Source organism: Pseudoalteromonas sp. 68 DY56-GL68, assembly GCF_041414825.1.
Classification (GTDB): domain Bacteria; phylum Pseudomonadota; class Gammaproteobacteria; order Enterobacterales; family Alteromonadaceae; genus Pseudoalteromonas.
On sequence record NZ_JAOCZL010000006.1, the window covers coordinates 449,561 to 461,869 of the forward strand.

15 protein-coding genes are annotated in these 12,309 nt (G+C 39.6%); 3 read left to right on the forward strand and 12 right to left on the reverse strand.

Features of this window, described 5'->3' with window-relative positions:
- Positions 1-44: 44 nt before the first annotated feature.
- Entirely contained in the window at positions 45-1,529 is a 1,485-nt protein-coding gene (locus tag NYF15_RS02795) for a sulfotransferase (RefSeq protein ID WP_371352716.1), read from the forward strand.
- On the opposite strand, the gene NYF15_RS02800 is transcribed toward NYF15_RS02795, so the two are convergent.
- The 5 genes from NYF15_RS02800 to NYF15_RS02820 form a co-directional block, all read right to left on the reverse strand.
- Complete coding sequence (locus tag NYF15_RS02800) at positions 1,462-2,364, reverse strand: alpha/beta fold hydrolase (RefSeq protein ID WP_371352717.1); 903 nt, start codon at positions 2,362-2,364, stop codon at positions 1,462-1,464. The two genes, NYF15_RS02795 and NYF15_RS02800, sit on opposite strands and share 68 nt — an antisense overlap.
- Before the next feature lie 327 nt (positions 2,365-2,691).
- A complete protein-coding gene (locus NYF15_RS02805) occupies positions 2,692-2,910 on the reverse strand; it encodes a DUF6500 family protein (RefSeq protein WP_130152163.1) in 219 nt (72 codons plus the stop codon).
- A gap of 67 nt (positions 2,911-2,977) precedes the next feature.
- Positions 2,978-3,583, reverse strand: coding sequence for a DUF998 domain-containing protein (locus NYF15_RS02810; protein ID WP_371352718.1), 606 nt, complete (start codon positions 3,581-3,583; stop codon positions 2,978-2,980).
- 243 nt (positions 3,584-3,826) lie between these two features.
- Positions 3,827-4,222, reverse strand: coding sequence for a hypothetical protein (locus NYF15_RS02815; RefSeq protein WP_371352719.1), 396 nt, complete (start codon positions 4,220-4,222; stop codon positions 3,827-3,829).
- Between the two features lie 84 nt (positions 4,223-4,306).
- A complete protein-coding gene (locus NYF15_RS02820) occupies positions 4,307-4,747 on the reverse strand; it encodes a hypothetical protein (protein WP_130152166.1) in 441 nt (146 codons plus the stop codon).
- Positions 4,748-5,185: 438 nt separating this feature from the next.
- Between NYF15_RS02820 and rlmF the strand changes: the two genes are divergently transcribed.
- The gene (rlmF, locus tag NYF15_RS02825; protein ID WP_371352720.1) at positions 5,186-6,091 is read left to right on the forward strand and encodes a 23S rRNA (adenine(1618)-N(6))-methyltransferase RlmF; all 906 of its coding nucleotides are present in this window, start codon (positions 5,186-5,188) and stop codon (positions 6,089-6,091) included.
- 10 nt (positions 6,092-6,101) lie between these two features.
- A complete protein-coding gene (ltaE, locus tag NYF15_RS02830; RefSeq protein WP_371352721.1) occupies positions 6,102-7,109 on the forward strand; it encodes a low-specificity L-threonine aldolase in 1,008 nt (335 codons plus the stop codon).
- Here the strand turns inward: ltaE and NYF15_RS02835 are convergent.
- From NYF15_RS02835 to NYF15_RS02865, 7 genes are all read right to left on the reverse strand, one after another.
- On the reverse strand, positions 7,092-7,676 hold the full coding sequence (locus tag NYF15_RS02835) for a thymidine kinase (RefSeq protein ID WP_130152169.1): 585 nt from the start codon (positions 7,674-7,676) through the stop codon (positions 7,092-7,094). The two genes, ltaE and NYF15_RS02835, sit on opposite strands and share 18 nt — an antisense overlap.
- A gap of 87 nt (positions 7,677-7,763) precedes the next feature.
- Positions 7,764-8,297: a hypothetical protein gene (locus NYF15_RS02840; RefSeq protein ID WP_371352722.1), complete on the reverse strand. Its 534-nt coding sequence runs from the start codon at positions 8,295-8,297 to the stop codon at positions 7,764-7,766.
- A 329-nt stretch (positions 8,298-8,626) separates the two neighbouring features.
- On the reverse strand, positions 8,627-9,094 hold the full coding sequence (locus NYF15_RS02845; RefSeq protein WP_237119324.1) for a methylated-DNA--[protein]-cysteine S-methyltransferase: 468 nt from the start codon (positions 9,092-9,094) through the stop codon (positions 8,627-8,629).
- Between the two features lie 2 nt (positions 9,095-9,096).
- Positions 9,097-10,446 (reverse strand): DNA-3-methyladenine glycosylase 2 family protein, encoded by a 1,350-nt coding sequence (locus NYF15_RS02850; RefSeq protein ID WP_371352723.1) that lies wholly within the window; start codon positions 10,444-10,446, stop codon positions 9,097-9,099.
- A 91-nt stretch (positions 10,447-10,537) separates the two neighbouring features.
- Positions 10,538-11,149: a superoxide dismutase gene (locus tag NYF15_RS02855; protein WP_371352724.1), complete on the reverse strand. Its 612-nt coding sequence runs from the start codon at positions 11,147-11,149 to the stop codon at positions 10,538-10,540.
- A 15-nt stretch (positions 11,150-11,164) separates the two neighbouring features.
- Positions 11,165-11,671 carry a hypothetical protein gene (locus tag NYF15_RS02860; protein WP_062567989.1) on the reverse strand — a complete coding sequence of 169 codons (507 nt, stop codon included), beginning with the start codon at positions 11,669-11,671 and terminating at the stop codon, positions 11,165-11,167.
- Between the two features lie 113 nt (positions 11,672-11,784).
- Positions 11,785-12,270 carry an N-acetyltransferase family protein gene (locus NYF15_RS02865; protein ID WP_371352725.1) on the reverse strand — a complete coding sequence of 162 codons (486 nt, stop codon included), beginning with the start codon at positions 12,268-12,270 and terminating at the stop codon, positions 11,785-11,787.
- Between the last annotated feature and the right edge of the window lie 39 nt (positions 12,271-12,309).

Genomic DNA, 12,309 nt, shown 5'->3' on the forward strand with positions numbered 1-12,309 from the left:
TTTCGTTTTATAGTGAATAAAAATAATAATTTCATCGTAATGTCATGTTGCTAAATAAAGCCAATCAACTCCTTGCAGAAAACAAATTAAAAGAAGCTGAATTTCACTTCAAAGCGTTGTTAGATGCCAATCCTGAAAGTGGTGAAGCCCTATTTGGTTTAGGTAGAATTGCACTACGCTTAGAGCGATATGACGCCGCTGTTTACTTATTACAACGCGCTTGTGAGCGGCTTCCATATATGCTTGAGCCTTTGCATGCACTTGCAGATGCGTTTAATGGTGTTCACTCTCCAAACGATGCTTTAACTGTACTGGAGTATGCAAAGTCCATCGCCAGTCACAATCCTGAGCCTCATTACTACCTTGCTCAACACTACTTAACTTATGGCGAGCTAGATAAAGCGTACAGCACATTGCAACATGCTTTGACTATGGGTGACTACCCTGTAAAAGCCTATATTTTATTTGAACTTGTGCAGTTTGCTCGGTTTAATCATGAGCAAAACTACATACAAGAACTGCATCAGTTTCTCACACTCACGAATAATTTACGCTTAAAAATGGTTTGTTATTATGCGCTAGGTAAAAGCTACGATATTTTAGATGACACAGACCAAGCATTTAATTACTTTACACTTGCCAACAAACTACAGTCTAAGTTAACAACATTTAAAACCGCAGCGCTTACGCCGTTTTACCACGATATTATTCAACATAATAGCCAGGCTTTAATCAATTCTCGCGATCGCTTTTTTAGTGGCACTATTACGCCAGTGTTTATTATTGGTATGCCCAGAAGTGGCTCAACTTTGCTTGAGCAAATGTTAATAAGCCATGATAGCTTTTCAAGCTTAGGCGAAGATGCAAGCATTAGTAATGAAGTAGTCGCGTATATTGAACAACAAACGCAGACCCCTTACCCTGCTTGCTTGGCGAAGCTTGATCAAGGGCTGATCAATCATGCCCGTAACATCTACATTGAACGAATAAGACAAGCGCCCCAAGTGCGCCCATTTATGATCAACAAACTACCCGCTAACTATCAATCTCTTGGCTTAATCTATTTGTTATTTCCAAATGCCAAGTTTATTAATATGCAGCGCGACTACAATGCGATTGCATGGTCAGTCTTTAGCAATTATTTTGCTGAAAACGAACCCTACTTTTGCTCTCTCACTGAGTTCAAACAGTACTTTGATTTATACACTGAGCTTATGGCACATTGGCAGCACATTATGCCAGAAGCGATTTTTGATCTTAACTATGAACAACTTGTTACAGAGCCAAAACAAACATTGCAATCTTTAAGCGAGTTTTTGACTATTAAATACAGTGACCACTTTTTAGATTTTTATAAATCGAATAAGCCTGTAGCGACACTCAGTAAAGCGGCTGTCAGGCAACCGCTTTCAACAAAGGCAACAGAAAAATACAAACGCTACGAAGTAGCAATGCAAAAGCTTATGAGTGGCCCTCAAACCAGTTCAGAAGATCAACAAACTGGTCCTGACGAGCCTGTGGGTGAGTAAGCATGTTAATGTGGTCATAATCGACTTTATGACCATATTTTCGCCCATAAATAGTCATAGTTTGTTTACCTATACCTGACTCAGCCATAAACTTTTCGATATCAATGGGCTGGCACAGTGCTTTGTCTTTAATCCCCGCAACATGCATGATAGGTGGTAACGCTTTATCGGCTAATGCTTTAGCGTAATCAAAACCATCATCAGTATCGACCCAAGGTTTGCGCTTAGCCCATTGCATACTTTGATAATGGGATTTACGGGTTTCATCATCACTGCCCCACTTAAGTTTTTTAGCAGGAACAAAGCCATGCTTGCGTGCAACTAATGGTGCCAGTCCATACCAAATTAAATTACCTTGAATATACTTACTCGGATGGTGGTTATACAAAGACCGCTTAGAGCCAAAATAAGCACACGCTTTTACATCGTCAATCAGCTCAGGAAAACGCGCAAATACACTGTTCATTAACACCCCACCCCAAGAGTGTGCCACCCAATAACGAGCAGGCTCACCTTCAAGCTGTTTAATCTTTTCTAAAAATGCGGGAATATCTTCTAAAATAGCCTCAGTTTGGCCATACTTTGCATGCTTTGATATGGCAGGCTTACTCTCTCCACGACCACGTAAATCAGCTACATAGCAAACATAACCCTGCTCAGCTAAAAAAGGGGCCAAGCCTTTATTACTGTGGGTGTAAAAGATTTTGCCATTTTCTACAGCACCATGCATAAAAAACACTGCAGGTCCTTTGGCATCTGTTCTACTAATACGGCGTAAGTGTAATGTTTGGCTTTCGGCGAGCTTTATAAATACTGATTCTTGTTTAATCGTCACGTTTGACCTTTTTATTCTTATAGACTCATCGTACCAGTGTTAAGTTACGCCAGTCTATTAAGCAAAGCAAGCATGATGTGATGAGTGACTCTTGCTAAATGAACAACCAAAAAGGTTCTTTGAATGGCTATGCCTAAATAAATTTGTAGTTACCTTTGCCTAAGTACTATTTTTTGAACACCGTCTGTTAATAGCACAGCAAAAAGTACCTTACGGGATAACTAATCGATACAACTAGCCGAAAATACTAAAGAAAAGTTCTGTGATTCGCTCTTCATAACAGCTCAGTTCCAGAAACGACATGTTAGTGGCGTTTAAGAGAGCTTGTTATAAATTACTTTCTACCATCTCTTTGATCGTTTTTGCTTTAACAAAGTGATCCAACTTATGAGTTTGGATCCACCATGTAGCCGCTTCCATTAGCAATTCAGGGCAATCATTTTTATTTTTAAAAAAGGCGTAAAATGACAGACCAACATTCTCTCCCTTGCTCTTCATTTTCTTATCGCAAACTTCCAGTATTTTGGCTCTCAATTCTTCTCTCATAAATTTCCTGTCAATCTATTGTTTGTATTTTTAGTGCTATCAGCAGACTTTAACTATGTAACTAACCTTATATTAATAACAAAGATAAAACACTTAGCCAGATCAACTTTATCCAGTACGATAGACGCTGGTAAAAGCCAGTTAATTTTCTATTTTTCAAACCTTTAGCCATTTTTACTATATAAAAAATAGCTAACAAAACTACAATGATTGAAAGCACTCTGAACTCAAAAGAAATATAAGTAGAGGGAGGGCTGAATGCGACTATTATTGGGGCAAGTAAAAGAGATAAAAGCATGATAACACCCGCCCATGAGTGTATTTTACAACTCAACGTTGGTGACTGGGTATAAGGGTCTTTATCCATTGGGAAGTAACCCGCAACCCATGTTCCTATTCCATGGAGCATTATAAGAATACCTGTAACGACAAGAGCTATGTTCGCATTATTAAGCTGTATTAAATGCCAACCAAATAAACAAAAGATAAAACCGAGGGGATAATTATTGATAATAGGTGATAACTTTTCAGTGGGGCTACCCGCAGCGCCTAATTCACTGCAAAATTGGTTTTTATGATCGTAATTCGGGTAAAACTTAGCCGTTACGAAAACCCCGACAGAAATCCAAATCGTAGCCAGTAAACCAGATAGCGCAGAGATGCTCTGAAACATAAAAATCCTTTTATAATAAAATACATCTTAATAAAAATTGCCGATGAGAATATCCTATTGAGCTTAATTATACTAGCGCAAGCAATTTGCTTATCACTGCCTGTGACATAAACAAATTCAGTGAGTTATTTATGTTAATGCCAAAACAGGAGGGTGGAAGCACTCAGCACAGCGACTTGCAAAAGTGGTAGATAATTGCGTAGCAATTTGAATAACACTTTTACAGACCGCTGCCGTTGATTATTAGCTTTTCTTATCTATCTTTTCGATTTGAAGTTTATCTAGTTTAAATCTAATATTATTAAGTTCTGTCAAAACTTTATTTAACTCCATGTTATCATTTCTAATTTTTGACATCTCCAGCTGAAGCTTTTCATTTTCAAGCTTTAGCTTATTAATTTCGTGAGGTGTTTTTCTCCATGAATTAACCTTATCGAATATTTGAACGAGTATATATACTGTTCCAAAACCCGCTGCAATCAATTCCAATGAAAATGGTGAATTTAAACTAAGCTTTTTAACAATTAGATCCTCAGCATCATTATCTAACTCATTTATAAACTTGCTAGATGAATCTAAGGCACTAAATAAATCAGCAAAATCTGAAAGTGTTATATCTTCAAGATCTTGAAATGACATCTTTAGTGAGTACTGCTCTCGCTCATACATATAGTAATAATAGTAGTAGACACTACCCTCCAATTAAAAATGAAAGTTAACGCCCTAAACAGCTGCACGCTGTTCAGCGTCTGGTTGATTTTGCTTGTTAGTATTCGATGGTGCCTGATCAAACTCTGTTGGAGGTGCGTTCCTTTTTGTCTTCTCAACAATTAATTTGTATTTGTCCATCATATTCACAATTGCACTATTATCTGGATCTATCGTTCCTTCAAGCGCACTAGTTAAGTTAGCAATTTCTGCAGCATCATCTCTCGCCCTTACACATAACTGAGCTAACTTCAACTCTTCTTGAGTATTTGGCTTTGGCATTAATGAAATTTGGTTTTGCCAAGCTTGCTGCTTCTGAGTAGCGGCAGCGTTGATGCCAGCGAAAAGGTACTGGAGCTCATTCTTACGTTTTTTTGATTCATTTATAATTGCAGCTTGATATATGGCTATTGCAGTACCGATTACCCCGATAACTAAACCCAAGACTTCCATCATAACTCGAACTCTCCTTGAGAATACTAACAGCTTAATGATTAGAAGTGCGTATAGAAATTTCACTATTAAGTCTCTAAACACCATTCCAATTAATTTTAAACTAAACAACTCACGAACTTAATCTTTTATTAACTGAAATGCAACAAGAATATTCTGGTAGAAACCAAACTAATCATCAAAGAGAGCCGAGTAAAAATTCGTTATATAAATTTACTCTAATTTGCTTCACACTCGAAGCAAACCTTAAGTGTATTTAACTTTAACGTATTTAGGACACGATAAGTTAACGAATAGCCTTCTATATCTAAGTTAAGAAATTAGCAATAGATACAGTTTGCCTTTTGCTAGTTATAAAAATATCCACCGTAACTGCGCCAGAGCCAAGATTAATTTGTTACAATCTGCTTTTAATATGGCTATATACATAGGTTTTTCTTAATGCATCCGCGAAATCGCCACTTAAATGGCTACGACTTTACTTTGCTATGCAAAGATACCCCTGCCCTAGCAGCCTTTATAAAGCAAACGCCAACGGGCACTGATACGATAGATTTCACCAATGCATTAGCGGTCAAAACGCTCAACCAAGCGTTATTAAAAAGTCATTACAAAATCGATTTTTGGGATTTGCCCGACACCTACCTTTGCCCGCCGGTACCTGGGCGTGTTGATTACATTCATCACTTAGCTGATTTACTAGCAAAAGATAACCAAGGGCACATACCAACAGGTAAACAAGTAAAAGTGCTTGATGTAGGCACAGGTGCAAATGTGATTTATCCACTTACTGGTAATCACGAATATGGCTGGCACTTTACAGGTTCAGATATCGATGCCTTATCCGTTAAAATTGCAAAGCAAATTGTGCAATTTAATCGACTTAAAATTACTATAAAGCAGCAAAGCAATACCAATAAAATGTTTACAGGGATTATTTCTCATAAAGATGTGTTTCACCTTACTTTATGTAACCCACCGTTTCATGCCAGTGAACAACAGGCCAAACAAGGTACTGACCGTAAGTGGAAAAACTTAAACAAAGCCCCGCAAAAAGTGCTTAATTTTGGTGGCCGACAAAATGAGCTCTGGTGCGAAGGTGGTGAGCGCGAATTTATCAGTAAAATGATCATTGAAAGCCAAGAGTTTGCTGCGCAATGTATTTGGTTTACGTCACTGGTTTCTAAGTCTGACACCTTGCCAGCTTTAAAAAAATTGCTTAGTACACTTGATGTGAAAGATGTAAAAGTTATAAAAATGGCACAAGGCCAAAAAATAAGTCGCTTCATCGCTTGGAGTTACTTTGATAAAAACGACCGCCAAGCCATTCTCAACGAACTAGTATAAGGATAATAAGATGATCGACTTTCGTTCAGACACAGTAACTAAACCAACAGCACAGATGCGCGCAGTTATGAATGACGCAGCTGTCGGTGATGATGTTTACGGCGACGACCCAAGCGTTAATCAGCTTGAACAATATGCTGCTGAGCGCCATGGTTTTGAAAGCGCCCTTTATTGTAGCTCAGGTACACAAGCAAATTTACTGGCACTGATGGCGCATTGTGAACGTGGTGACGAATACATTTGCGGTCAACAAGCACATAATTACAAATTCGAAGGTGGCGGTGCTGCTGTTTTAGGCTCTATTCAGCCACAACCTATCGAAAATAATACTGATGGCACCATAGATTTAGACAAAGTAGTGGCTGCAATTAAAGCTGATGATTTTCACTTTGCAAAAACCAAACTACTGAGCTTAGAAAACACCATTGGCGGCAAAGTACTCCCGCTTAGCTACCTTAAACAAGCAAGAGAATGTGTAAATAAACATAATCTTGCTCTGCACTTAGACGGTGCCCGTGTGTATAACGCTGCGGTTAAGTTAGGGGTTGATATTAGAGAAATCACCCAGTATTTTGATTCGGTGTCTATTTGCTTATCAAAAGGGCTTGGAGCCCCTGTAGGCTCACTTTTGTTAGGTAACAGAGCATTAATAGATAAAGCACGCCGCTGGCGTAAAGTGCTCGGTGGTGGTATGCGCCAAGCGGGTATGCTTGCTGCCGCAGGGCAGTATGCACTTGAGCATCACGTAGCACGACTTGCTGATGACCACGATAACGCCGCTTATTTAGCACAGAAGTTAAATTCGTTAGCGGGTTTTGACACATCATCGTTTCAAATCGACACCAACATTGTTTACGCAAATGTTGATGAAAGTATCGATTTAAACGCTGTAGTAAAAGCCCTAAAAAAGCAAAGCATACTATTTTCAGCAGGTAAACCACTGCGCTTAGTAACCCATTTAGGTGTCACTAAGCAGGATATAGATAGCTTTATTTCGGCGTTATCGGCCGAGATTTAACGCTTCTTTATAGTGTTTGCGGCATACCGATACGTAGCGGTCGTTGCCGCCAATTTCTACCTGATTACCGTCAGCTATTGCATTGCCCTGTTCATCTGTGCGCAGTACATGGTTCGCTTTACGGCCGCAATGGCACACCGTTTTTAGCTCAATGAGTTTATCTGCCCATGCAAGTAGGTATTGTGAGCCGCTAAACAACTCGCCTCTAAAGTCATTACGTAAGCCATAACAAAGTACCGGTATACCTAATTCATCAACCACATCAGTCAGTTGCATAACTTGCTCTTTTGATAAAAACTGACATTCGTCAACTAAAATACAGTGACGCTTTTGCTCCGCGTGCAACGTTTTAATCAATTCAAATACGTTTTTATCAGCATCAAAAATGTGTGCATCAGCTTGTAAACCAATTCGCGATGACACTTTACCCACCCCTGCACGATCATCTATTGCCGCAGTTAAAATAACGGGTTCCATACCTCGTTCACGGTAGTTAAATGCAGATTGTAAAAGTGTTGTCGATTTTCCTGCATTCATCGCAGAATAATAAAAGTACAGCTGTGCCATGAGGTTGCCCATAAAATAAAGTCGCAATATGCTACCTTAATCACGCCGTAACATCACCCTTTCCTTTGCGTTTTAAAGTGCAGTGCTTTAATCGGTCACGTTTAGATGAAGAAGTTGAGCGTAATGAGAGGAAATAGGTTGTTTTGCTAGCTGCTGCCACACTAGTTTAGCCACATTTTCATGTTTTGAATAAAAGCTGTTTGAAAAAGCTAAATAAGCCGTTGTCGTATTAAGCGGCGGAAATACAGGCGCTAATTTATGTTTATGGTATACAGACAAATCAACTGTGTTATTACCGATTTCGCATATTGCTAACGTTGCATCTGCATTTCCTGCTATAACTCGATTCACCGCCTCTTGTTGCGTAAATGAATGCTCTATAAAAAATGTTTCTTCACTTGCAGCATCACCTATAAATAACCCATTTGGCACAACAAGAGAGAACGCTTTTCGCTGAAACACTTCCCGCGACTCCCACTTGGTATGAAAGCGCCTATTACCAAGTAAACATTGGCTAAATCGTGTAAGTGCAAATTCGCTAATAGGTTGCTTATTGCCATTAACAGGAAAAGCCGCATAGCTTAACTTTTCGTGATTAAATGCGCTTAGATGAGCATCCATTTCGCCTGTTTTTATTGCTTCGATACAAGCTTGCCGTGTTTTTTTGTGCAAAATAAAATTTATCTTAGCCAGGTTATCGTCAATGTGTTTTAAAATATTGAATTGGGTTTGGGCCGCAAAAATGGGGATTTCATTCCGGGCGTTCAAAAATAGTGGCGCTTTCGCAGAATCAGCATAACAAATATTGATAGTCTGTATGCTTCTGGCTTGCGAATAAAATGTGGCAAACATGGCAATGGCTACTACACACCTAATATAAAATAACGTCACTGTCATAATAAACTACGAATTTAGTAAATTAATACCAGTGTAGAAGCCAAACTTAATTTTTACAAAATGCCTTCGTGCCTAAGCAACCACTCTTTTCTACTAAGTCCCCCAGCGTAGCCTGTTAGTTTACCATTTGCGCCAATAATTCGATGGCATGGCACAATTATACTGATTGGATTTTTACCATTTGCCGCCCCAACAGCACGCACTGCTTTTGGGTTATTAATAGCCAGCGCAATATCTTGGTAACTCTTACTTGCGCCAAATTCAACGTTCATTAGTGCACGCCAAACTTGCCTTTGAAAGTCTGTACCTTTGGTATCTAACGGCACAGTAAACGCAGTACGCTCACCGTTAAAATATTCATTCAGCTCGCTAATACAGATTAAAATCGGTGTCAATGTATGTTCATTCACCTTATCTGTTTGCATGTTCTCAACTGGGTAAAAGCCTACATAACTAATACCTTTTGAAGTACTTTGAATGGTAATGTCGCCAATGGGGCTTGGCATAATAACTTGTTGCATGCTCATAGTTGCTGCCATAGTTGAAAAGTTAAATATGAACGAAAAGGTGCGCATCGTTCGCTATCAAATTCGCTTACTCCAGCGAGGGCTTTTTTAACCCCTAAATCGCCAGCCAGTAAAATATCAGGGTGGCTTTGACCACGCAGTTTGGCGTAATTAACTGTCCATGGGCCAATACCTTTTAGTTCTAGCCAATTATCAAGTTCTTGGTTGTCTGGGTTTTGATAACAATAATCACTTAAACGCCTAAGCGCATCTTTACGTGCTTGCGGCATTTTAAAAAAGTCGAGCTCTGAGTTAGCGACCCACTCGGGGCTTGGAAAATAAGAGGTGTCGCTGTGCTGATTAAACTCGTTCACAAGCTGCGTCACTAGGTTATGAGCAGCCGTTACACTTACCTGCTGACCAAGGACGGCGCGAATACCTGCTTCATACTCTGACCAAATCCCAGGTAATCGCAGCCCTTCACTTAGCGGCATTGCACCTTTGAGCTCTGCATTTAAATGCAGCTCTATGGTGTGCGTATCGGCATCTAAATCTAGCACACGTCGAATATTGTTGATCACTTGCTGTAAATAACGGGTGTTATCAATATCAATGACCACTTTAAAGTGATTTTTATGCTCAACAAAATGTGCGGTAAATTGCCCTTGGCAATGTTTGTCTTTAAAGGTTCGACCATAGCTCGTTGCAGTAAGCCATTCAAGGCCACTAATCAAACGGCGCTGTAAAAAGCCATGGTATGCCTGCCAATTATAAGGCGGCCTAAAAGCCAGTGTTAAATTTAATGTCGCACTTGGCTTTTTATCTGACTTACGCAGCTTGGACGGGGCAATATTTAATTGCTTCAAAAATGCATCATTAAAACGGCGGATACTGTTAAAACCTGATGCAAATGCGATATCTGCCACCGACAAATCGGTTTCTTGTAATAACTGCTTGGCAAAATTGCATTGATTAAATAATCGATATTGGGTGATCGAGAGTCCAAAATGTTGATTAAACAAACGACGTAAGTAACGACTCGACACCCCTAGCCTATCAGCTAATACCTCACAATCGTAGGCTTCTCCTTTATCAATGAGTTGCTTAGCACGTAATGCGGTGGTTTTGGTCCCTAACCATGCAGGGCTATTGGGGGCACTGTCTGGACGACAGCGTATGCAAGGTCTAAAACCAGCTTGCGCGGCTAAATGCGCGTACTGATAGTACTCAACATTTTTTTCTTGCGCAGTCGGTGCGGGGCAAATAGGTCTGCAATAAATGCCCGTACTTTTAACAGCAACAAAAAATACGCCGTCAAAACGAGCGTCACGGCTTTGCCTCGCTGTTTGCCATTGTTGGCTAGTCATAATTATTCTCGTTACTCGCTAATATGCTTAGCTTAACTGAATAATTTTTTTTGACTAGCCAGTTTCGGACCTTGACCTATTTGATAAACGTTTATTTAGTTGCTGCTAAATAATGGCGCTCAACTTCAGGCCAATTAATAACCTCATAAAATGCGGCGATGTATTCAGGACGACGATTTTGATATTTCAAATAATAGGCGTGTTCCCATACATCTAGGCCCAGTATAGGTGTGTGGTTATGCATCAAAGGGCTATCTTGATTTAGGCTACTTTCAACAACAAGCTGGTTGTTCTTATCAACACATAACCAAGCCCAGCCACTACCAAAGCGACTAACCGCTGCATTGGTAAATTGCTCTTTAAACTTATCAAAGCTACCGAATGCTTCAACAATCGCTGTATTTAATTCACCACTTGGCTGACCGCCACCGTTTGGTGTCATCACTTGCCAAAATAATGAATGATTATGGTGACCGCCCACATGCTCTTGCACCGCTTTTTGTAATGACTCAGGAAGTGAGCCTATGGTACGAAGTAACTTTTCAGCATCCTGTTCACTATAGTGGCTGCCTTCTAATGCGGCGTTAGCTTTATTGATATAAGTTTGATGATGGAGTGTATGATGAATTTCCATCGTTTTCGCATCAATATGTGGTTCAAGTGCTTCATAGCTATACTCTAATGTCGGTAATGTGTAAGCCATCATGTTTCCTTATCATTAATGAAGTAACTGTGTTTTGTGAGGATGATCACTTAATACATGATTTATGCGTGTGATCAATTCAGGAAAATCTGCGGACATTTGGGCAAATTTAACCAATTCAAAATAGGTTTTGTGATGATGATGCAGAACGAGATGTCGTATTTTTTCATTGGGATGGCATAACACCAAGCTAAGCTTTTGATGAGCGTGGCATAACCAATTACATGCTTTTTCTGGTTGACCCATCACTTTAAACGTATCTGCTAAGTTATGCGTTGCAACAACAAACGCCGGGAAGCAATGTGATAGTGAATCGGCCACTGTGTGGCTGTAGGGTATATTCGTAAACTGTGCCATTAGTGTCTCCGCAATATTTGCAGCGACTGTATAGTGGTCACGAGCAACAACTAAGTCCCCACATTCAAATGATAAATTACCTTCATAAATTGCCTTTTGCCATGGGGCAAGTGCATCGTCAATTGGTTGATATGTTGGCGCTGTGTGGGATGTTGTTTGAGTCATAAAATCACCTGCACTTAAAACCTGTGTATTTAAACTACACACAGAAAAGATCAAATGCAAATGATTTTTATTTATATTTTAATTTGTTATTTTACAGCTAAACTTAGTTGCTTTTACTGATGCGCAAAATCAATCAGCTCTTGACCTGTTAAGCGGTAGATAATCCATTCGTTTTGTGGTTTAGCACCAATGCTGTCGTAAAAATCAATGGCTGGTTTATTCCAATCAAGTACCACCCACTCAAAGCGACCACAGTCTTTTTCGAGAGCTTGCTTAGCTAGGTATTGCATAATCTGCTTACCAGCGCCTTTACCACGGCTGTCTGCACTGACGTAAAGATCTTCTAAATACAAACCATTTTTACCAAGCCAGGTTGAGTAATTATAAAAATACACAGCAAAACCAATTGGTGTATTGCCCTCTAAACAAATAACACTGTGCGCCGTTGCACCTTCACTGAATAACGTTTTTAAAATAGCTTGTTCGTCTGTTTTAACTGCGTCAGGCTCTTTTTCGTAGATAGCGAGCTCGGTAATAAAATGTAGGATTGTTGCAGCATCACTTGCTACTGCTGGACGAATTGTAATTGCGTTACTCACTCTGTATTCCTTTTTACATCATTATTGTAACGCCCATTT